This is a genomic window from Agrococcus beijingensis (assembly GCF_030758955.1).
Taxonomy (GTDB): domain Bacteria; phylum Actinomycetota; class Actinomycetes; order Actinomycetales; family Microbacteriaceae; genus Agrococcus; species Agrococcus beijingensis.
The window spans coordinates 747,638-766,970 of the sequence record NZ_CP132360.1 but is presented as its reverse complement, the minus strand read 5'-3'; the positions used below and the strand labels follow the sequence as shown (position 1 = coordinate 766,970).

General features: G+C 72.6%; 21 protein-coding genes. 7 read left to right on the top strand and 14 right to left on the bottom strand.

What is annotated here, in order from left to right:
* Positions 1-15 precede the first annotated feature (15 nt).
* Entirely contained in the window at positions 16-585 is a 570-nt protein-coding gene (locus Q9250_RS03570; RefSeq protein WP_306233209.1) for a dihydrofolate reductase family protein, read from the top strand.
* Positions 586-587: 2 nt separating this feature from the next.
* On the opposite strand, the gene Q9250_RS03565 is transcribed toward Q9250_RS03570, so the two are convergent.
* A complete protein-coding gene (locus Q9250_RS03565) occupies positions 588-1,904 on the bottom strand; it encodes a M18 family aminopeptidase (protein ID WP_306233208.1) in 1,317 nt (438 codons plus the stop codon).
* A 214-nt stretch (positions 1,905-2,118) separates the two neighbouring features.
* On the opposite strand from Q9250_RS03565, the gene Q9250_RS03560 reads away from it, so the two are divergent.
* Positions 2,119-2,781, top strand: coding sequence for a DUF2306 domain-containing protein (locus Q9250_RS03560; RefSeq protein ID WP_306233207.1), 663 nt, complete (start codon positions 2,119-2,121; stop codon positions 2,779-2,781).
* A 67-nt stretch (positions 2,782-2,848) separates the two neighbouring features.
* Here Q9250_RS03560 and Q9250_RS03555 read toward each other — a convergent pair whose 3' ends face one another.
* Both Q9250_RS03555 and Q9250_RS03550 read right to left on the bottom strand, forming a co-directional pair.
* Positions 2,849-3,424 (bottom strand): dihydrofolate reductase family protein, encoded by a 576-nt coding sequence (locus tag Q9250_RS03555; protein ID WP_306233206.1) that lies wholly within the window; start codon positions 3,422-3,424, stop codon positions 2,849-2,851.
* Positions 3,425-3,430: 6 nt separating this feature from the next.
* On the bottom strand, positions 3,431-4,207 hold the full coding sequence (locus Q9250_RS03550) for an alpha/beta fold hydrolase (protein ID WP_306233204.1): 777 nt from the start codon (positions 4,205-4,207) through the stop codon (positions 3,431-3,433).
* A gap of 190 nt (positions 4,208-4,397) precedes the next feature.
* Here Q9250_RS03550 and Q9250_RS03545 point away from each other — a divergent pair, with 190 nt between their 5' ends.
* Entirely contained in the window at positions 4,398-5,264 is an 867-nt protein-coding gene (locus Q9250_RS03545) for an endonuclease domain-containing protein (RefSeq protein WP_306233203.1), read from the top strand.
* A gap of 68 nt (positions 5,265-5,332) precedes the next feature.
* Here Q9250_RS03545 and Q9250_RS03540 read toward each other — a convergent pair whose 3' ends face one another.
* Positions 5,333-5,569 (bottom strand): putative acetyltransferase, encoded by a 237-nt coding sequence (locus tag Q9250_RS03540; RefSeq protein ID WP_306233202.1) that lies wholly within the window; start codon positions 5,567-5,569, stop codon positions 5,333-5,335.
* A gap of 61 nt (positions 5,570-5,630) precedes the next feature.
* A complete protein-coding gene (locus Q9250_RS03535) occupies positions 5,631-7,253 on the bottom strand; it encodes an SDR family oxidoreductase (RefSeq protein ID WP_306233201.1) in 1,623 nt (540 codons plus the stop codon).
* Between the two features lie 69 nt (positions 7,254-7,322).
* On the opposite strand from Q9250_RS03535, the gene Q9250_RS03530 reads away from it, so the two are divergent.
* Entirely contained in the window at positions 7,323-9,824 is a 2,502-nt protein-coding gene (locus tag Q9250_RS03530) for a DEAD/DEAH box helicase (RefSeq protein ID WP_306233199.1), read from the top strand.
* Between the two features lie 83 nt (positions 9,825-9,907).
* The gene (locus tag Q9250_RS03525; RefSeq protein ID WP_306233198.1) at positions 9,908-10,348 is read left to right on the top strand and encodes a nitroreductase family deazaflavin-dependent oxidoreductase; all 441 of its coding nucleotides are present in this window, start codon (positions 9,908-9,910) and stop codon (positions 10,346-10,348) included.
* Positions 10,349-10,470: 122 nt separating this feature from the next.
* On the opposite strand, the gene Q9250_RS03520 is transcribed toward Q9250_RS03525, so the two are convergent.
* The 7 genes from Q9250_RS03520 to Q9250_RS03490 all read right to left on the bottom strand — a co-directional run bounded on the left by Q9250_RS03520 (position 10,471) and on the right by Q9250_RS03490 (position 16,694).
* A complete protein-coding gene (locus tag Q9250_RS03520; protein ID WP_306233197.1) occupies positions 10,471-11,682 on the bottom strand; it encodes a nitroreductase/quinone reductase family protein in 1,212 nt (403 codons plus the stop codon).
* Positions 11,683-11,731: 49 nt separating this feature from the next.
* Complete coding sequence (locus Q9250_RS03515; RefSeq protein WP_306233196.1) at positions 11,732-12,115, bottom strand: hypothetical protein; 384 nt, start codon at positions 12,113-12,115, stop codon at positions 11,732-11,734.
* 108 nt (positions 12,116-12,223) lie between these two features.
* Positions 12,224-12,415 carry a helix-turn-helix transcriptional regulator gene (locus Q9250_RS03510; RefSeq protein WP_340318407.1) on the bottom strand — a complete coding sequence of 64 codons (192 nt, stop codon included), beginning with the start codon at positions 12,413-12,415 and terminating at the stop codon, positions 12,224-12,226.
* Positions 12,415-12,885 (bottom strand): hypothetical protein, encoded by a 471-nt coding sequence (locus tag Q9250_RS03505; protein WP_306234013.1) that lies wholly within the window; start codon positions 12,883-12,885, stop codon positions 12,415-12,417. The genes Q9250_RS03510 and Q9250_RS03505 overlap by 1 nt, the downstream gene beginning before the upstream one ends.
* Before the next feature lie 222 nt (positions 12,886-13,107).
* On the bottom strand, positions 13,108-13,749 hold the full coding sequence (locus Q9250_RS03500; RefSeq protein ID WP_306233195.1) for an NAD(P)-dependent oxidoreductase: 642 nt from the start codon (positions 13,747-13,749) through the stop codon (positions 13,108-13,110).
* Positions 13,750-13,855: 106 nt separating this feature from the next.
* The gene (locus tag Q9250_RS03495; protein WP_306233194.1) at positions 13,856-15,094 is read right to left on the bottom strand and encodes a glycosyltransferase; all 1,239 of its coding nucleotides are present in this window, start codon (positions 15,092-15,094) and stop codon (positions 13,856-13,858) included.
* 223 nt (positions 15,095-15,317) lie between these two features.
* Positions 15,318-16,694, bottom strand: coding sequence for a DUF6421 family protein (locus Q9250_RS03490; protein WP_306233192.1), 1,377 nt, complete (start codon positions 16,692-16,694; stop codon positions 15,318-15,320).
* Between the two features lie 311 nt (positions 16,695-17,005).
* Here Q9250_RS03490 and Q9250_RS03485 point away from each other — a divergent pair, with 311 nt between their 5' ends.
* Positions 17,006-17,527 carry a hypothetical protein gene (locus tag Q9250_RS03485; RefSeq protein WP_306233191.1) on the top strand — a complete coding sequence of 174 codons (522 nt, stop codon included), beginning with the start codon at positions 17,006-17,008 and terminating at the stop codon, positions 17,525-17,527.
* Between the two features lie 75 nt (positions 17,528-17,602).
* On the top strand, positions 17,603-18,031 hold the full coding sequence (locus Q9250_RS03480; RefSeq protein ID WP_306233190.1) for a hypothetical protein: 429 nt from the start codon (positions 17,603-17,605) through the stop codon (positions 18,029-18,031).
* Between the two features lie 107 nt (positions 18,032-18,138).
* Here Q9250_RS03480 and Q9250_RS03475 read toward each other — a convergent pair whose 3' ends face one another.
* Both Q9250_RS03475 and Q9250_RS03470 read right to left on the bottom strand, forming a co-directional pair.
* Positions 18,139-18,498, bottom strand: a complete 360-nt coding sequence (locus Q9250_RS03475) for a hypothetical protein (protein ID WP_306233189.1) — start codon at positions 18,496-18,498, stop codon at positions 18,139-18,141.
* A 2-nt stretch (positions 18,499-18,500) separates the two neighbouring features.
* The gene (locus Q9250_RS03470; protein WP_306233188.1) at positions 18,501-19,313 is read right to left on the bottom strand and encodes an exodeoxyribonuclease III; all 813 of its coding nucleotides are present in this window, start codon (positions 19,311-19,313) and stop codon (positions 18,501-18,503) included.
* Positions 19,314-19,333: the final 20 nt, after the last annotated feature.

Sequence of the window (19,333 nt, the reverse complement as noted above, 5' to 3'; positions counted from 1 at the left end):
TCGAGAGGAGCGCGCATGCAGCCGCTGACCGTCGACTTCATCTGCTCGCTCGACGGCTACGGCGCCGCCGAGGGCTGGCCCGGCTGGTGGGGCATGCAGAGCGACGAGTACCTGCGGTGGCTCGGCGAGCTGCCCGAGATCGACCATCCGATCCTGATGGGCGCGAGCACCTACCGCCTCATGTGGGCGTTCGCGCAGTCGGGCGAGGAGGGCGTCGACGAGCTGAGCGCGATGCCGAAGGTGGTGTTCTCGTCGACGCTCAGCGAGCCGCTGGAGTGGCCGAACTCGAAGCTCGTGACGACGGATGCGGTCGAGGCGGTGCGCGCGATGAAGCAGTCGGGCGATCGGCCGCTGCGCACGCTCGGCAGCATCTCGCTCTGCCGATCGCTGCTCGAAGCGGGACTCGTCGACCGCTTGCGGCTCGTGGTGTTCCCGGTGATCACCGGAGCCACCGGCCAGGACGGCATCTTCGAGGGCTACCCGGACGTGCGGCTCGAGCTCGTGCAGTCGCGCACCTTCGAGGGCGGGCTGCAGCTGCTGGAGTACGTGCCGACGGTGCTCGACGGGCCGCCGGGGGCGGGCTGACGTCAGCCGCGGAAGAAGGCCTCCGCGACGCGCGACAGGTCGAACAGATCGCTGACGCCCGCCAGCTCGCGCGCCGAGTGCATCGACAGGATCGGGATGCCCACGTCGACCGTGCGGATGCCGAGCCGCGTCGCCGTGATCGGCCCGATCGTCGAGCCGCACGGCACCGCGTTGTTCGAGACGAACTCCTGGCTGCGCACGCCGGCCGCCTCGCACCACGCGCTCCACGCGGCGGCGCCGACGCCGTCGGTGGCGTAGCGCTGGTTGGCGTTGATCTTCAGGATCGGTCCGGCGCCGAGCAGCGGCCGCACGACCGGGTCGTGCTTCTCGGCGTAGTTCGGGTGCACCGAGTGACCGACGTCGCTCGAGACGCACCACGATGACGCGAGCGCACGCATCCGCTCTGCCCGGTCGGCGCCGAGGGCGAGGCCGATGCGCTCGAGCACGTCCTCGAGGAACGGGCCTGCGGCGCCCGAGCGGGTCTCCGAGCCGATCTCCTCGTGGTCGAACACGGCCAGCACGGGGATGTGGTCGCCCTCGAAGTCGTGGCCCTCGGACCCTGCGCCCAACGCGGCCATCGCGACGACGCCCGCGTGCACGCTCGCGAGGTCGTCGAGGCGTCCGGCGGCGAAGAACGCGTCGTCCTTGCCGAACACCGTGCCGCGCGCGGCGTCGGCGGTGGTCAGGTCGTAGCCGCGGATGCGCGCGGCATCGACCGGCGCGCTGCCGCCGTCGGAGTCGGTGGCGGATGCGGCCAGCTCGGCGAGCAGATCGGCCGACTCGGGTGCGCCAAGCCCCCACACCGGCTGCGTGTGCGCCTGGCGGTCGAGCGTGAGCCCCTCGTTGGCGGTGCGGTCGAGGTGGATCGCGAGCTGCGGCAGGCGCAGCAGCGGGCCGGAGTCGGCGAGCACCTCGGTGCCGTCGTCGAGCACGAGCCGGCCGGCGAGGCGCAGCTCGCGGTCGAGCCACGAGTTCAGCAGCGGCCCGCCGTAGACCTCGACGCCCGCCTGCAGCCAGCCGAGCCGGCCGGTGGTCGGCTGCGGCTTGAGCTTGAATCCGGGGGAGTCGGTGTGGGCGCCGAACACGCGCACCGGCGTGGTGGCGGTGGCGGTCGGCGGCACGACCCAGGCGATCGCGGCGCCGTCGCGCACCACCAGGTACCTGCCCGCCTGCTCGGGCCACGCATCCGCCTCATGCAGTGCCGTGAAGCCGGCGCCCTCGAGGCGGCGGGCCACCTCGGCCGCCGCGTGGTAGCTCGAGGGGGAGGCCTCGACGAAGTCGGCCAGATCCTCGGCGTGGGTGCGGGGCGCGGTGAGCACAGCGGTCTCCAGTCAGACGGGCTTCCGATCGTATCCTGCGGTCGGCGGTGCGGCCGCGTGGTCGCGTGACTGCCTTGACACCGGCCTCGGCGGCGCGATCGGGCGTGCGGGGGAAACCCGGCTGTCGCCACGGGCCGCACCGGAGTAGACCTGCCGTGCAGGCCCGCGACGGGCGCGTTCGGCGCCGCGCGGCCTGGGCGAGGAGACGATGAGCATGAGCGTCACGCGAGCGCGCGCACAGTCGGGCGCGATCTGGCTGGTGCCGGTCGGGCTGATCCTGCTGGTGAGCATCCCGATCACCACCGGCTCGCTGCGCATCACCCAGCTCTTCGGCGGCCCAGCGATCATGCCCGAGGCGACCCGCTTCACCGACTTCCCGGTGCCGGTGGTCGTGCACATCGTCGGCGGCGTCGTGTTCGGCATGCTCGGGGCGTTCCAGTTCATCCCCTCGCTGCGGCGCGGGCGGGGCAGCTGGCATCGCATGGCGGGGCGCGTGCTGATCCCGGCGGGCTTCGCCGTGGCGCTCTCGGCGCTCTGGATGGCGACCGCCACCGAGCTGCCGCCCGGCGACGGGCCGGCGCTGCTCGTGATCCGCTGGGCGTTCGGCACGTACATGGTGGTCGCGCTGGTGCTCGCGGTGCGAGCATTGATGCAGCGGCGCTATGTGGCCCACGGCGCCTGGATGACCCGCGCCTACGCCCTCGGCGTCGCCGCCGGCACGCAGGCCTTCGCGCTGATCCCCGGCTCGATCATCTACGGCTCCGCCGACGAGACCTCGCGGGCCGTCGCGATGACCGCCGGCTGGCTCATCAACCTGGCGGTCGCCGAGCTGGTGATCTGGCGCCGCACCCACCGCCCGCGCATCACGATCGGGTAGTCGGCGCCGCGCGGCTGCGCTCGCGGGCGCAGGATGCGCTGCGTCACGATAGCGGGCACGGCGCGGCTCAGCGCACCACCCGGTAGCGGATGTGCGTCGCCTTCGGCGCCGCGTCGACCTGCAGGATCTCGAGCGCCACGGGCCGAGCCAGCACGTCGAAGAGCCGCCGCCCGCCACCCATGAGGAGTGGCACGTGGTGGATGCGGATCTCGTCGATCGCTCCGGCGTCGATCGCGGCCGGCACCCAGCCGGCGCCGATCATGTGCACGTGCCGGTCGCCGGCGGCCTCCTTCGCCTGCCCGATCGCCTCGACGACATCGCGCACGTAGTGCACCAGCGGCATGTCGGCGACCTCCGACGGCGGCGCGCTTCGGCTCACCACGAAGATCGGCACCCCCATGGCGTGATGGTCACCGCCCCAGTGGCCGGTCTGCTGCGCCGTGCGGCGGCCCGAGAGGACCGCACCCGCCTGCGTGATCTCTGCGAACTGGCGGAGGTCTGCCTCGGTGCCGGCAGGCGCATCCGGGTCGCCGAACCAGTCGTGCAGGGCGAACCCCTCGCCGCCCGGCAGCTCGAGCGCGTCGCCCGGGCCGGCGATGTAGCCGTCGAGCGACATCGACATGTCGAGCAGCGCGGTGCCCATGGTCGCTCAGCCGACGCGCTCGGCGATGATCGCGGCGGTCGCGGGCGGATCGATCGCGTGGTTGCGCGACTCGGGCACCCTGACGAGCTCGGCCGCGGGCATGCGCTCGGCCAGCATCGGCGCCGCCCGCTCGAGCACGGGCATGGTCTCGACGCCCACGAGGATCGTCGTCGGCACCGCGATGCCGAGCAGCCGGGCGTCGGGGTTGGAGGTGGCCGCCGCGATCGTCGCGTCGTACACGGTCGACTGGGCGAGCGTCGTCAGGTGCTCGAACAGCGACGATGCCTTGATCTGCTCGACCATCGCGGGCGGCAGCCCGACGCCCTCGAGCTGGAACAGCGTCACCGCCTCGCCGGGGCGGCCCTCGTCGACGAGCGACTGCAGGCGCTGCGGCAGGTCGTCGCCGGGCTCGTCCTTGCCGAACCGCATCGGCGGCTCGGAGAGGAAGAGGTGCTCGATCGGCGCCCCGTGCGCGGCGGCCAGCAGGGCGAGCAGCGCGCCGGAGGAGTGGCCGAGCACGATCGCGCTGTCGCCTGCCGCCTCGATCACGGCGGTGAGATCCTCGGCTTCGCGCTCGGGCGCGTAGGGCTTCGTGTCGCCGCTGTCGCCGCGCGCCCGCCGGTCGAACGCGATCGCCTCGAAGCCGCGCGCGACGATCGCCTCGGCGAGCCTGGCTCCGTCGGGCGCCGTCGAGAACGCGCCGCCGACGATCACCACGGGCCGGCCGGACCCGCTGCGGTGCACGGCGATGGCCGTGCCGTCTGCTGAGCTGACGTGCTGCACGGCGCCAGCCAAGCAGGCGCCCCGCCCGCCGTCCAGGTGCGAGTCCCGCCCGCGCGGCCCTGATCTCAACGTGTCAGGTGTCGGTTCGGCGCACCCTGTGCGGCGAACACGCACCTGACACGTTGAGAACTCTCCACAGGTCGGCGCCCGACCGTCCCGGCTCAACCACCCCGGCGGGCATCCTCCGCGCATGGAGTTCCTGGAGTGGTTGGCGAGCGAGGGCGGGGTCTGCACCGTGCAGGCGGCGCGCAACGTCGTCTCGAAGGGGGAGCTGCAGGCGATGTCGGGCTCGCAGATCTGGACGCCGCTGCGCGGCTGGGTCGCACTGATCGGTCTGCAGAACGAGGTGACGCGGGCGCTGCGCGCCGGCGGTGTCGCGACGTGCGTCACGGCGTTCGCCAAGCACGAGCTCTGGCTGCCGCACGGCCCCCAGAAGCTGCACGTGCGCATCCGGCGCAACACGCACAGCGTGCGAGCGGCCGGCACTCGCGCGAACGACAGCGTCGTCGCGCACGCGACGCCGTCCCGCCTCGACGAGTCACGCCCGCGGTTCGGCATCGACGCACCCATCGCCGCGCTGGCCAATGCGGCACACTGCATCAGCGAGACCGAGCTGATGGCGGCCGCCGATACGGCGCTCGCGAAGGAGCTCGTCGCGCTCGAGGACCTCGCTGAGCTGGTGCAGCTGCTGCCGAGTCGCCGCACGCGCGGGCTGGCGTGGGCGACAGGAACTGCGGGCTCCGGATCGGAGTCGGAGTTCGCCGCGATGCTCCGGCGTTGTCGCATCGCATTCCGGCAGCAGGCGTCACCGGTGGAGGGCGAGTTCGTCGACTTCCTGATCGGTCGCTCGCTCGTGGTCGAGATCGACTCGGTGGCGTGGCACGCCTCGCCCGAGCAGCTGGCGAAGGATCGGCGCCGCGACGCAGAGCTGACGCGCCGCGGCTACGTGGTGGTGCGCTTCACCTATGAGCAGGTGCTCTTCCAGCCCGAGTACGTGCGCGAGGTCGTGCTCGACCTGGTGCGGCGCGGCGTGCACCGCCGCGCTCCCTGGAGCTGACGTTCTCAACGTGTGAGGTGGTGCGTTGCCGCACCAGGTGCGCCGAACGCACACCTCACACGTTGAGATCAATCCCGCGGGTGCGGGTGCGGGTGCGGGCGCGGGCGCGGCGCCGGGGGCGGCGGCACCTGCTTCGCCGCGATGATGTCGGCGATGGCGATCAGCACCTCGCCGCGACGCGTGGCGACCGTGCACGTGGCCGCATCGACCGCGACCAGGTCGCCCAGCGCATCCGTCGCCTTATGCGCGTCGCCGTGCAGGCGGTAGCGCACGACGACGCGGGTGCCGAGCGGGAGGGCGCGCAACTCGGCCGGAGTCACGGCTTCGAGACCCGGCCCGCGGCCGCTGCTCGACCAGCCGAAGCGCTCACCACGAGCCCGGCGCGTAGTCCTTCAGGAAGACGCCGAACAGGTCTTCGCCCGCCTCGCCGCGCACGATCGGGTCATAGACGCGGGCGGCGCCGTCGACCAGGTCGAGCGGCGCGTGGAAGCCCTCCTCGGCCAGCCGCACCTTCGTGAAGTGGGGGCGCTCATCGGTGATCCAGCCGGTGTCGACGGCGGTCATCAGGATCCGGTCGCTCTCGAACATCTCGCGGGCGCTCGTGCGCGTCAGCATGTTGAGCGCCGCCTTCGCCATGTTCGTGTGCGGGTGGCCGGGCCCCTTGTAGCCGCGGCCGAACACGCCCTCCATCGCCGACACGTTCACGATGTACTTGCGCCGCGCGGTCGACGCGGCGAGCGCCGGCCGCAGCCTCGACACCAGCAGGAACGGCGCGGTCATGTTGGCCAGCTGCACCTCGAGCATCTCGAGCGGCTCGACCTGGTCGACGTGCTGCGTCCAGCTGTTGATGTGGTGCTCGTCAGGCAGCAGCCCGCCGGCATCGATCGCGGTGCCGGCGGCGAGCCGCTCGAGCGAGCTGCTGCCGGCGGCCATGGCCTGCGCCGTCAGCTCGTCGGCGGTCTTCGCGGCGCTCGCGAGGATGGGGTGGGCCGCCACCGAGGCGGCAAGAGCGAGCGGATGCGCGTCGTTCGTGTGCCCGAAGGTGACCAGTTCGGGCAGTGGCCCGTCGGGCAGCGGGGCGAGCTCCGCATCGACCAGCGGCGCGTAGGCGCCGGGGGAGCGGCGCACCGTCTGCGCGGCGTTGTTGATGAGGATGTCGAGCGGGCCGGCTGCGGCGACGTCCTCGGCGAGACCGACGACCTGCGCCGGGTCGCGCAGATCGATGCCGACCACCTTCAGACGATCGATCCACTCCGCAGAGTCGGGCAGCGACGTGAAGCGACGCACCGCATCCCTCGGGAACCGCGTCGTGATCGTCGTGTGGGCGCCGTCGCGCAGCAGCCGCAGTGCGATGTGCATGCCGATCTTGGCGCGGCCGCCGGTGAGCAGCGCCCGCTTGCCGGCGAGGTCGGTGCCGGCGTCGCGCTTGGCGTGGCTGAGGGCCGCGCAGTCGGGGCAGAGCTGGTGGTAGAACGCGTCGACCAGCGTGTACTGCTGCTTGCAGATGTAGCAGCCGCGCGAGCGGAGCAGCTCGCCCGCGGTCGGCGCCGCGACGCGGGTGGCGAGCGGGATGCCGCGGGTCTCGTCATCGATGCGGTCGGGCGCTCCGGTGGCGGTCGCGGCGACGACAGCGCGGTCGGCGGCCTGGATGCGCGCGTGCTTCGCCTTGCGGCTGGCGAGCTTGACCTCCTTGAACATGTTCGCGGTCGCCTGCCGCACCGCGACGTAGTGCGGGTCGTCGCGATCCATGGCGTGGAGGGTCTCGAGCACGCGGAGGGTCGTCGCGACGTCGGCGGGGTCGAGGGTTGCGGGCGACTCGGCAGCGGCCGGCGCGGCCTGTGGCGCGGGGTGCTCGACCCGGTCGCGGACGTCGTCGGAGCAGGTGAGGGGATCGGGGAGCACAGGAGATTCTACCGGAGGACTCGCGCGAGCCGGAAGATTCGCGGCGCTGCGAGCATCCGGCTGGATGATCCACCTGGGAGCCCGCATCCGCCCGAATCTTCCGGAGCCCCAACCGAGGCGGCAGCCTCCCCGCCCAAGTGCGCCAGACTCGACCCGATGCCCCTCCTCGACCACACCCCGTCCCCCTGGGACCCCGACGAAGCGTTCGACGCGTTCGCCGCCTGGTCCGCCGAGCGCGGGCTGCCGCTCTACCCGGCGCAGGAGGAGTCGCTGATCGAGATCGTCAGCGGCGCGAACCTGATCCTCTCGACGCCCACCGGCACCGGCAAGTCGCTGGTCGCGATGGGCGCCCACTTCGCCGCCCTGGCGCAGGGGCAGCGAAGCTTCTACACGGCGCCGATCAAGGCGCTCGTGAGCGAGAAGTTCTTCGCGCTCGTCGAGGTGTTCGGCGCCGAGAACGTCGGCATGGTCACCGGCGACTCGTCGGTCAACGCCGACGCCCCAATCATCTGCTGCACCGCCGAGATCCTCGCCAACCTGGCCCTCCGCAACGGCGAGCGCACCGAGGTCGGCCAGGTCGTGATGGACGAGTTCCACTTCTACGCCGACCCCCAGCGCGGCTGGGCGTGGCAGGTGCCGCTGCTGACGCTGCCGCACGTGCAGTTCATCCTGATGTCGGCGACGCTCGGCGACGTCACCCGCATCGCTGACGACCTGACGAAGCGCACCGGCCGCGAGACCGCGCTCGTCACCGGCGTCGAGCGCCCCGTGCCGCTCAGCTACGAGTACGCGATGACGCCCGTGCACGAGACGATCGAAGAGCTGCTGAGCACCCAGCGCGCCCCCGTCTACATCGTGCACTTCTCGCAGGCCGCCGCGCTCGAGCGGGCGCAGGCGCTCACCTCGGGCAAGATCACCACCCGCGAGCAGCGCGACGAGATCGCCGCCGCGATCGGCGACTTCCGCTTCACCACCCGCTTCGGCCAGACCCTCTCGCGACTGGTGCGCAGCGGCATCGGCGTGCACCACGCGGGCATGCTGCCGAAGTACCGCCGGCTCGTCGAGCAGCTCGCGCAGCAGGGGCTGCTGCGCGTCATCTGCGGCACCGACACCCTCGGCGTCGGCATCAACGTGCCCATCCGCACGGTGCTGCTCACGGGCCTGACGAAGTTCGACGGCACACGGATGCGTCAGCTCACGGCGCGCGAGTTCCACCAGATCGCGGGGCGCGCGGGTCGGGCGGGCTACGACACCGCCGGCACGGTGGTGGCACAGGCACCTGAGCACGAGGCCGAGAACGCGAAGATGCTGGCGAAGGCCGGTGACGACCCGAAGCAGCGCCGCAAGCTGGTGCGGAAGAAGGCGCCCGAGGGCTTCGTCTCGTGGGGGCAGCCGTCGTTCGAGAAGCTCATCAACGCCGAGCCGGAGCCGCTGCAGTCGAGCATGCAGGTGAGCCACTCGATGCTGCTCAACGTGATCGGCCGCGGCGGCGACGCCTTCGCCGACGTGCGGCAGCTGATCGCCGACTCCCACGAGCCGTGGCGCGGCAAGCTGGCGCTCGAGCGGCGGGCGCTCGCGATCTACCGCACGCTCCGCACCGCTGGCGTCGTCGAGCAGCACCCCGATCCGGCCGGCGGCCACGACCGCATCCGCCTGACGGTCGAATTGCAGCCGAACTTCGCGCTCAACCAGCCGCTCTCCCCGTTCGCACTCGCGGTCATCGACGTGCTCGACCCGGACGACCCGACGCATCCGCTCGATGTCATCTCGGTGATCGAGTCGACGCTCGACGACCCGCGGCCGATCCTGTCGCAGCAGCAGTTCCTGGCGCGGGGCGAGGCGATCGGCGCGATGAAGGCCGAGGGCATCGAGTACGACCAGCGCATGGAGCTGCTCGAGGAGGTCACGCACCCGAAGCCGCTCGACGAGCTGCTCACCGAGTCGCTGAAGTTCTTCGCAGCGTCGCAGCCGTGGGTGAGCGACTTCGAGCTGTCGCCGAAGTCGGTCGTGCGCGACATGTGGGAGCGGGCGATGACCTTCGCCGACTACGTGCAGCACTACGCGCTCGCGGCGCGCGAGGGGCTCGTGCTGCGCTACCTGTCGGATGCCTACCGGGCGATCCGGCAGACAGTGCCGGCCGACGCGAAGACCGAGGAGCTGCTCGACCTCATCGAGTGGCTCGGCGAAGTCGTGCGGCAGGTCGACTCGAGCCTGCTCGACGAGTGGGAGGAGCTCATGCACCCCACGGCTCCCGGCGAGGCGCCGGTGCTGCCGCCCCCGCCGCCCTCGGTGGTCGCGAATCCGCGGGCGTTCAGGGTGCTGGTGCGCAACGAGATGTTCCGGCGGGTGCAGCTGGCGGCGCTCGACAAGCACGACGAGCTCGGCGAGCTCGACGCCGAGGCCGGCTTCGACGCCGACGCCTGGGGCGACGCGCTCGACGCGTACTACGAGGAGCACGCGTCGATCGGCACCGGCGCCGACGCCCGCAGCTCGCGCATGCTCGACATCGACGAGGGTCACGCCGAGTGGTCGGTGCAGCAGATCCTCGCCGACCCGGCGGGCGACCACGACTGGCGCATCTGGGCGACCATCGACCTGCATGCGTCGGCGGATGCGGGGCGTGCGGTCGTGCGCGTCACCCGCGTCGGTCGCCTGTAGCGCTGGTTTCTCAACGTGCGAGGTGTGTGCTCGGCGAGATAATTGCAACGAAGCGACACCTGACACGTTGAGAGAGGGAGCACATGCCACTGGACGGCGAGTACGAGCCCAGCACATCCGACTGGGCGCGCAAGCAGGCTGAGGCCTTCGAGGCCTCGAACGGAGCCGAGGCCAACACCCTGCAGGGCATGCCGATCATCCTGCTGACCTCGGTCGGCGCGAAGAGCGGCAAGCTGCGCAAGACCGCGCTCATGCGCGTCGAGCACGACGGGGAGTACGCGGTCGTGGCGTCGCTCGGCGGTGCCCCGAAGCATCCGGTCTGGTACTTCAACCTGAAGGCGCAGCCGCACGTCGAGTTGCAGGACGGCGCCGAGAAGCACGACTACGAGGCGCGCGAGCTCGAGCCGGGCGCGGAGCGCGACGCGTGGTGGGAGCGGGCGGTCGCCGCCTTCCCGCCCTACGCCGACTACCAGGAGAAGACCGAGCGCCTGATCCCGGTGTTCGTGCTCACCCGCCGCGACTGAGCCGCACGGCCCGCACGGCGCTCCGCGCTGGGCGTCGCGATCTCAACGGGGCCAGTGGCATCAGGAGGGGATGCTGCCCTCACGCGACCACTGGCTCCGTCGAGGCTGCGAGCCCGGGGCGCTCAGGCGGCGAATTCGGCGGCGAGTTCGGCCGCGAGGTCGGCGACATCGGTCGAGCCGGCGAAGTCGCGGTCGGGCTGCGCGGCCCGGTCGGCATCGGAGACCAGCGCCTTCACGCGCTTCACGACCGTGCGGGCGGGCGTCGCGCGCAGCTCGTGGCCAACCGCCGCGACCCACGCCTCGGCCGCCGCCTTCAGGGCGACGTAGTTGGCGTTGCCCGCGGTCGGCCGATCGACGCCCTTCGACGAGACGATCGCGATGACGCCCGCTGATGAGCGGCCGATCGCCGGCGCGAACGCGCGCGTGGTGTTCCGCAGCGTGGTCAGCACGCGAGCCTCGAGCCAGGCCCAGTCGGCGTCCGACTGCCCGGCCAGCCCGCCGCCGCCGCGCCAGCCGCCGACGAGGTGCACGAGCCCGTCGAGCTCGCCGACCGCCACGGCCAGCTCGGCGACCGCCTCTGGGTCGGTGAGGTCGCACGCGAAGTGCTCCGACGCATCCACGAGCCCCAGGCGGTCGGCATCCGAGCCGACGGCGATGACGTGGTGCCCCGCTTCGAGCAGAGCGGATGCGGTGGCGTGCCCGAGCGCGCTCGTGGCGCCGGCGATGAGGATGCGCATGCGCACAGTCTGGCCCACCGCGCACGGGCTGGCGCTCGCCCGCCACGGAAGCCTGCCAGCCCCGCGCCTGCAGCCGCCGCGCCTCAGCCGGTCGGTGAACGGCGACGGGACCGCATCCGTCGTCAGCCGGAACAGCCGCACCGTGCGACCTGAATCGCGCTCGTACTGGCGGTAGCCGGGCCACTGCCGCTCGAGCAGCGCCCAGGTCGCATCGCGCTCGGAGTCGCGGATGCGCTGCGCGAACACCGGGTACCGCAGCCCCCGCACGACCGCCTCCGCATCGGGGTCGGCGGCGAGGTTGGCGGTCCAGGCCGGGTGGCGCTCGCGCGCGAAGCTGGTGCCGGCGACGATCGCGCCGCCCTGCCCGTCTGGCGTGTACATCAGCTCGCTGGTGCGCGGCAGTCCGCTCTTCGCGCCGGTGGTGTGCAGCACGAGCGACGGTACGAGGGTCCCCGAGACGACCAGCCGCCCGCCGGTGAGCCGCGCGAGCCACCGCTCGGCGACCGGCAGCGCCCGCGGCCCGACGCGCCGGAACGCGCGCGTGCGCGACACGGGCGCCAGCAGCCGGCGCAGCATCCGGCGGATCGGTCGGCGCATCAGTGCCTCGCCTCGGTCGTCGACGGGCGGTCGAAGGCGGGCGGATGCGTCACGGCACCGACGCGTTCTGCGTCGCGATCTCGACGTGGCCGAGCACCGCCGCCGCGGTCAGCACCGCGCCGAGCACTGCGGTCGGCCACGAGCGGCGTCCGCGCAGGATGAGCACCGCGGCCACGAGCAGCGTGATGGCCGCGAGCACCGGTGCGACCACCCGCAGCAGCGCGATGGTGCCCAGCACCTGCTCGGCGTACTTCGGCGTGCAGCCGGCCGGCCCGGTCACGGCGGGGCAGGCGCTCTCAGCGGTGATCGGGCCGACGCCCTGCAGCATCAGCGGCGGCAGCAGCAGGATGAGCGGCAGCGCCAGCAGCGCGGCGATGCCGAGCACGGTCTCGCGCGTGCGGATGCGCTTCGGCACCGGCGCCACGAGGCTCATGCCGCGAGCGTAGCCCCGCGGCGGCGGGCGCGACAGCGGCGCAGACCCGCAGTTCGGTACCGGTGGGGCTCGACCACGCGCGGGCCGCGCGGGCGATCGCACCCCGCGTCACTCCGGCGAGAACAGCTCCTCGATCGTGCACCCGAACACGCCGGCCAGCCGGAAGGCGACCGGCAGCGACGGGTCGAACCGCCCCTTCTCGATCGAGATCACGGTCTGCCGCGAGACGCCGAGCTCGTCGGCGAGGCGCTGCTGCGACCAGCCGAGCGCGTGCCGGCGCTCGGGCAGCGAGTTGCGCATCAGGCGTCGGCGCGCTTGGCGAGCTGGTAGCGCGCGAGGAACGAGAGCATCATCAGCGTCACGGCGCCGGCGAGCAGCATGCCGGAGTCGACCTGCAGCCCGGTGATCGAGAACGCGGCCGCGCCGAGGCCGAGGGTGATGAGCATGTCGCGCATCGTGCCCTCGGCGGCCTGCTGGTACCAGGCGCTCTCCACCGACTCCTCGGGCCGCTCGGCGGCGCCCCGCACGCTCGAGCGATCGACGAGCAGCGCCCACCCGAGCGCCAGGCCGATGGGCAGCGTGACGGCAGCCATCACGGCGAAGCGCAGCCGGCCCCCGCCCGACTCGCCGAGCCACGCGTAGAGCGCGCCCATGCTGCCGGCCAGCACGAGCGCGATCAGCAGTGCGCCAAGGACGAGCGCGGCGGCGCCGCCTCCCCAGCGCGACCGGCCGAGCCGGGTCCGGGGGGCGGATGCGGTGGTGTCGTTCACGGGGATGCCCTCCTCGAGGGGTGCTCAGGCCGCCCGATGCCGCCTGTCAAGCTCACTGTACTGACAAGTCTGCTTGACGACAAGTGAACTGGACATCTCGCGGCGGCCGAGCCGCCGCCTCGGCCGCGCTCGCCGTCGACGAGCACCGAGCGCGCACGACGGAGGCCTCCCCGCAGCGGGAAGGCCTCCGTCACGATCGGCTCGCGCCGGGCGAGCGCGAGCTCAGTACGCGAACGAGATGTGCTCGTTGCGGTGCGCGCCGGCCTCGATCTCGTCGACGACCGCGAGCGCGAAGTCGGGGCCGGAGATGGTCGAGCTGCCCTCGGCGTCGACGATCGGCGTGTCGCCGCCCGTGCGATACGCGCCGCGGCGCGTCTGGTCGGGCACGTACGAGCCGAAGTTGCCGGCGGGGGAGACGTACGTCCACTCGACGCCGTCGGTCGCGCTCACCCGCTCGAAGGCGGCGAACAGCTCGAGCGCCTCGGGCTTGTACTCCGGCGCGAACGCGTCGGTGTTGACGATGCGCTCGCCGGCCTCGTTCTTGAGCGAGCCGAAGCCGCCGATGATGATGAAGCGGGTCGGGGTGCCGGCGAGCCGTCCCGCGATGTCGGCGTACGCATCCGCCACCTTGCCCTCCATGTCGCCGCGTGGCGACAGCGCGCCGACCACGACGTCGGCGCCGTCGAGCGCCTGCGCGAGCACGTCGCCGTCGAGCACGGAGCCCTGGATGACGCGGGCGCCGGCCGGGGCGTCCTGCGGCACCGAGCGCGACACCAGCGTCAGCTCGTGGCCGCGGTCGGCGGCCTCCTTGGCGATGTTGCCGCCTGCGAACCCTGTCGCGCCTAGCACGGTGATCCTTGCCATCTTCGATTCCCCTCGTCGTGAAGTCCTGCTGCGAGGGCCAACGGCGGGAGCAGTGGGCGCATTCCGCATCGGGTGGGTCAGGGCGCGCAGCGCCCGGCCGAGGGCGCTACTCCGACACCCGCGTCTCGAGCTGCGCCTCGATGAGATCCGCGGCCAGCCGCGCGCCACCCGCAGCCTGGAGTCCGGCGGCGACCGCCTCGACGCCCGCGCCCGATCGACGGGCGCGACGCACCGCATCCAGCAGCCTCGCCGGGGTCAGGTGCCGGCGCGACAGCCGCACGCCCGCGCCGGCGTGCTCGACCCGCGCGGCCACCTCGAACTGGTCGCGGCCCCACGGCACGACGACCACCGGCACGCGCCGCTCGAGCGCCTTCTGCGTGACGCCCATGCCGCCGTGCGTGATCATGCAGACCGCGCGGTCGAGCAGCGGGCCGTGCGGCACGAAGCCGGTGATGCGGGCGTTGGCAGGGGGCTCGAAGCCGAGGCTCGCGCCCACCGGCATGGTGGCGATCACCGTCACCGGCTCGTGGGCGAGCGCGGTGACGGCCACCCGCACGATGTCGGTGTCGCCCTGGTAGTCGCTCGCGGTGGTGACGAGCACGATCGGGCCCTGGATCTCGTCGAGCCAGTCGAGCGGCGCCGACGGCGGCTCCCAGCTGGTCGGCCCGACCATCTGCACCTGCGGCGCCCAGTCCTCGTGCGCGTACTCGAGCGGCTCGGCGGTCGTCACGAGCATCTGCGGCGCTCGGCGCAGCACCGCGTCGAAGTCGGGCAGCGGCGGCAGTCCGGCGACCGACTCGCGCAGCCCGTTGATGCTCGGCATGGCGAGCCGCGTCGCGGCATCGAGCACCGCGCGCCCGACCATCGCCTGCCGGGCCCGCCCGATAGGGCCCCGCGCGGGCGGCAGGCCGGGGCCGAACGGCGGCCAGCCCTTCGAGCGCAGCACCGGCGTGTAGGGCGAGATCGACAGCCACGGCAGGCCCGAGCGCTCGGCGACGGCCGCCGCACCCCAGGTGTTGACGTCGGTGAGCAGCAGATCGGGCTGGTCGGTGTCGATGAGCGACTGCAGATCGGGCCCGTCGAGCTCGCCGCGGGCGCAGTAGAGCTGGCCGAGCCGCAGCAGGCTCTCGAGCGGCTTGCGCCTGCGCCAGTCGTCGAACGCGATCCTGTCGATCGCCGGATCGATGGCGTCGGCGTCGAAGCCGAGCAGTCGCATGCGGTCGACCTCCTCGGCGAGGGTGCGCAGCCGGATGCGGTGGCCGCGCTCCTGCAGCTCGAGCAGGATGCCGGCGAACGGGTAGGTGTGCGCGATCGCCGGGCTGGTGTAGGCGGCGATGAGGGCCATGTCGGTCGGACCTCCTCGCGGGCCGTGGCGGATCGGGCTCGAGCGCGATCTGGGGAGTGCGGCTCGGAGCCTCGACCTCTATCGAACCATGCCGACGCGGGAAGAACCCGGTTCGGCATGGCTGCGGCGAGCCCGGTCGATGCGGGTCGCCCCCGCCCGACCAGCCGCGCCGCCGCGGTTCAGGCGCTCGCCATGGCGGCTCAGGCGGCCGCGCCGCCGCGGTTCAGGCGGTCTCGCCCGTGATGCCGGCGGTCGACGCGATGACATCGCGCATCTTCTTCTCGAACGCCTCGAAGAACATCGACAGCGGGAACTCGTCGTCCATCACCAGGTCGGTGAGCTGGCGCGGCGTGCCCTCCAGCGGCAGCGCGCCGGCCTTCCAGGCGGATGCCGGGTGCGGCTCGACGACCGAGGAGACGAGCTCGTAGGCGGCCAGCCAGTGCGCGACCTTCGGCCGGTCGATCGACTTCCAGTAGAGCAGCTCGATCGCAGCGCCCAGCTTGTTGACGACGTCGGGCACCTCCTCCCAGTCGAAGGCGAGCTGCGTGTCGGTCCAGTGCAGCACGCGGTGCTGGTGCAGCCAGGCGAACAGCAGCTGGCCGCCGAGGCCGTCGTAGTTGCGCACGCGCGAGCCGGTGATCGAGAAGCGGAAGATGCGGTCGAAGATCACCGCGTACTGCACCCACTTGGCGTGCTTCGCGAGCTCGCGGTCAGCATCCGTCGCGTTCTCGTCCGCGGCGATGCGACGCTCGATCGCGACCGACTCGCGGAACGCGGTGAGGTCGCAGCGCAGCTCCTCGAGCGAGTAGAGGAAGAACGGCATGCGCTGCTTGATCATGAACGGGTCGAAGGGCAGGTCGCCGCGCATGTGCGTGCGGTCGTGGATGAGATCCCACATGACGAAGGTCTGCTCGGCGAGCTGCTGGTCGGCGAGCATCTCGGCGGCGTCGGCGGGCAGCTCGAGCTTCGTGACGCCGACAGCGGCCTCGACCACGCGGCGGAAGCGGGCAGCCTCGCGGTCCTGGAAGATCGCGCCCCAGGTGAACGTGGGGATCTCGCGCATCGCGACCGTCTCGGGGAAGAGCACGGCCGAGTTGGTGTCGTAGCCGGCGGTGAAGTCGATGAAGCGCAGCGGCACGAACAGCCCGTTGCTGTAGTCGCCGGCCTCGAGCTCGCCGATGAAGTCGGGCCAGATGACCTCGACGAGCACCGCCTCGACCAGCCGGCTCGACGAGCCGTTCTGCGTGTACATGGGAAAGACCACGAGGTGTCGCAGCCCGTCGACCCGGTGCTGCTGCGGCTGGAACAGCGCCAGCGCGTCGAAGAAGTCGGGCTCGCCGAAGCCCTCGGCCGCCCAGCGCTCGAAGTCGAGCGCTGCCTGCGCGAGGTAGGCGGCGTCGTGCGGGAACTCGGGGGCGAGGGTGCGGATGCCGTCGGCCAGCTCGGTCACGTGGGTCGCGGCGGCCTCGTGGTGCGCGGGCTCCTCGATGGCGCCGTTCTTCGACTGCAGCGGCTGCAGCGCGGTCGCGGCTGCCTTGATCTGCAACCAGGCGGGGTGCCGGCGGAGGTCGGTGTCGGCGGTGGCCTGGGTCATCGTCATGGGAGCCTCCCGGGAGGGGTGTCGGTGGGGCGGGAGCGGAGCCTCAAGGGTGCTCAGCGGCGCAGGATGCTGCGCATTTCGAGCGTACGGGCGTCCTTGCGCACGCATCTTGCGCTGAGCCCCGCCTTTGCTGCCCGTTCCGTGCGTCGCGGCGATGCCCGCCGTCGCCCGCAACTCTCTTGCGTGGGCGCCGCTGAGCATCGCCTCAGCAGGCGTCGAAGTCGGCACGTCGGGGTACGGCGCGATGCGAGGCTGGACCGCACAGCGCGAAGGGCCGGCAGCGGCGCGCGCACACCCACCCAGGAGCAGCCATGGAAGCGAAGCAGGGCAGCCGCATGCCCGCGGACGCTCCGTCGGCGCGCCAGCTGGCGACCGCCGGGCTGCAGCTCGGCGCGGCGCTCGTGCTGCACATCGCGCTGTCGCTGCTGCTGGCGCTGACTGCCGCGCCCGAGCTCGGCGCAGCGATGGGAGCCTGGCCGCTCGACGCCTCCGCACCCGGCGACGTGCTCCCCGGGTGGGCGGAGCTGACCGTCGGCCCGGCCGCGGCATGGGCGGTGCTCGTGCTCGCGCGCGCACGGCTGCAGGGCTCGGTCAGCGGATTCTGGTTCGCCTGCGCCGCGGGACTCGTCGCGGTGGCATCGTTCGCGCTCGTGCTGGGCGCCGGCCTCTCCTCGCCGGAGGGCGCTGGCCCCGGCATGGTCGCCGCCGCGTGGCTGCTGGTGCCGTGCGCCATCGTGGTCGCGGCGCTGACCGCTCTCGTGCAGCGCTCCGCTGATCGTCTGCGCGCCCAGCGCCGGAGCGCTCGGCGCGACCTCGGGCGCAACGGCGTCTAGCGTCGAAGGCAACTCGCCGACGCTGGCACCGTGTCACCGGTCTCGCATAGCCTCGCTCTCGACGAGGAGGTGCGCGTGGAGGAATCGTCGCGAGACCCCCGGCCGGTGCTGCTCAGCGCGGCGCAGGTGGGCGGCATCGTCATCGCGCACGCGATCACGATCGCGTCGATCATCGCGGGCCTCGGCTACACGGAGCGCGACGTCGGCCCCGTGCCGCGCTACTGGGCGGTCGTCACGCTCGGCCCTTCGCTGCTCTGGGCCGCGATCGTGCTCGCCCGCGCCGCGGCGTGGCGGCGAGCCTCGAGCTTCTGGCTGCCCGGCGCCGCAGCGATCGTGGCGATCCTCGCGTTCGTCTACGCGGCGGTGCTGCGCTACGGACCGCTCGACTGGCCGGGCGTGGGCTTCGGCACGCTGATCTCGAGCTGGATCCTGATCGGCATCGCACTCATCGTGGCAGCCGCCACGCAGCTCGTCCGGCGCACGCGCGCCCGTCGCCGCGCCTGACGCGCGCCGCGCCCGCGGTCACCCGCCGCAGCGCCGCCCCCGCGGTCACCCGCCGCAGCGCCGCACCCGCGGTCACCCGCCGCAGCGCAGCGCCCCGCGGCGGCGCCTCACACCATCGAGGTCGCGATCGCGAAGCCGACCCAGCTCGCCGCCGTGCCGAGCAGCGGCATCACGATCGCCCAGCGCTGCTTCGTCGCCGCCGCAGCGGCTCCCAGCCCGCCGGACACCAGCGTGGCGGCGACAACGGTGACCCAGAACACCAGCCGTGCCTGCTCCGGGTCGCTGCCGGACGCATCCGCCGTCCGCTGCAGCGTGCCATCGCCGACCGGCGCGAGCAGCAGCAGGCCGAGGACGTTCGCGAAGATCAGCACCCAGGTGACGAGTCGCCAGCGGTCGGCGGGCGTCCAGACGCGCCGCGGCTCGAGCTCCTCTTCGCCGTCCCAGTCGCTCAGTGGTGCGTGCGTCATGGTCAGAAGATCATCGGGCGGTCGTCGTCGAGCTCGGTCTCGAGGTCGAGGTCGACGACCACGGGCACGTGGTCGCTCGGCGCGTCGCCCGAGCGCTCGTCGCGGTCGATGCGGGCGCGGCCGACGAGCTCGGCGAGCTCGGGGGAGCCGAGCACGAAGTCGATGCGCATGCCCTCGTCCTTGTTCCAGCGCCCCGCCTTGTAGTCCCAGTAGGTGTAGCCCGGCGCGCGCTCGCGCACGACGTCGACGAGACCGGCGTCGATGAGCCCTTGGAACGCATCCCGCTCGGGCTGCGACACGTGCGTGGCGCCCTCGAAGACGCCGATGTCCCACACGTCGTGGTCGAGCGGTGCGATGTTGAAGTCGCCCATGAGCGCCAGCGGCTGCCCGCGCCACTCGTCGAGCAGGCCGGTGAGCACCCGCAGCCACTCGAGCTTGTAGCCGTAGTGGGCGTGCGTCAGCTCGCGCCCGTTGGGCACGTAGAGGCTCCACAGCCGCACGCCCTCGACGGTCGCGGCCATCGCGCGCGCCTCGACGATCGGGTCGCCGGTGTTGGCGTAGCCGGGCTGGCCGGGGAAGTCGCGCTCGACGTCGCTCATCGGCAGCCGCGACGCGATCGCGACGCCGTTCCACTGGTTCGCGCCGTGCGCCTGCACCTCATATCCGGCCGCCTCGAACGCCTCGTACGGGAACTGCTCGGTCTTGCACTTGATCTCCTGCATCGCGAGCACGTCGACGTCGCTGCGCTCGAGCCAGTCGACGATCCGGGCCGTGCGTGCGCGCACGGAGTTCACGTTCCAGGTGGCGATCCGCATGCTCCGAGCCTAGGCGAGCG

Excerpts from the sequence above, each read along its gene's own strand:
- Q9250_RS03570 (WP_306233209.1), top strand. The coding sequence starts at position 16 with ATGCAGCCGCTGACCGTCGACTTCATCTGCTCGCTCGACGGCTACGGC.
- Q9250_RS03560 (WP_306233207.1), top strand. The coding sequence starts at position 2,119 with ATGAGCGTCACGCGAGCGCGCGCACAGTCGGGCGCGATCTGGCTGGTG.
- Q9250_RS03555 (WP_306233206.1), bottom strand. The coding sequence starts at position 3,424 with ATGGGCACCGCGCTGCTCGACATGTCGATGTCGCTCGACGGCTACATC.
- Q9250_RS03545 (WP_306233203.1), top strand. The coding sequence starts at position 4,398 with ATGGAGTTCCTGGAGTGGTTGGCGAGCGAGGGCGGGGTCTGCACCGTG.
- Q9250_RS03535 (WP_306233201.1), bottom strand. The coding sequence starts at position 7,253 with ATGCGGGCTCCCAGGTGGATCATCCAGCCGGATGCTCGCAGCGCCGCG.
- Q9250_RS03530 (WP_306233199.1), top strand. The coding sequence starts at position 7,323 with ATGCCCCTCCTCGACCACACCCCGTCCCCCTGGGACCCCGACGAAGCG.
- Q9250_RS03525 (WP_306233198.1), top strand. The coding sequence starts at position 9,908 with ATGCCACTGGACGGCGAGTACGAGCCCAGCACATCCGACTGGGCGCGC.
- Q9250_RS03520 (WP_306233197.1), bottom strand. The coding sequence starts at position 11,682 with ATGCGCCGACCGATCCGCCGGATGCTGCGCCGGCTGCTGGCGCCCGTG.
- Q9250_RS03515 (WP_306233196.1), bottom strand. The coding sequence starts at position 12,115 with ATGAGCCTCGTGGCGCCGGTGCCGAAGCGCATCCGCACGCGCGAGACC.
- Q9250_RS03510 (WP_340318407.1), bottom strand. The coding sequence starts at position 12,415 with ATGCGCAACTCGCTGCCCGAGCGCCGGCACGCGCTCGGCTGGTCGCAG.
- Q9250_RS03500 (WP_306233195.1), bottom strand. The coding sequence starts at position 13,749 with ATGGCAAGGATCACCGTGCTAGGCGCGACAGGGTTCGCAGGCGGCAAC.
- Q9250_RS03495 (WP_306233194.1), bottom strand. The coding sequence starts at position 15,094 with ATGGCCCTCATCGCCGCCTACACCAGCCCGGCGATCGCGCACACCTAC.
- Q9250_RS03490 (WP_306233192.1), bottom strand. The coding sequence starts at position 16,694 with ATGACGATGACCCAGGCCACCGCCGACACCGACCTCCGCCGGCACCCC.
- Q9250_RS03485 (WP_306233191.1), top strand. The coding sequence starts at position 17,006 with ATGGAAGCGAAGCAGGGCAGCCGCATGCCCGCGGACGCTCCGTCGGCG.
- Q9250_RS03475 (WP_306233189.1), bottom strand. The coding sequence starts at position 18,498 with ATGACGCACGCACCACTGAGCGACTGGGACGGCGAAGAGGAGCTCGAG.
- Q9250_RS03470 (WP_306233188.1), bottom strand. The coding sequence starts at position 19,313 with ATGCGGATCGCCACCTGGAACGTGAACTCCGTGCGCGCACGCACGGCC.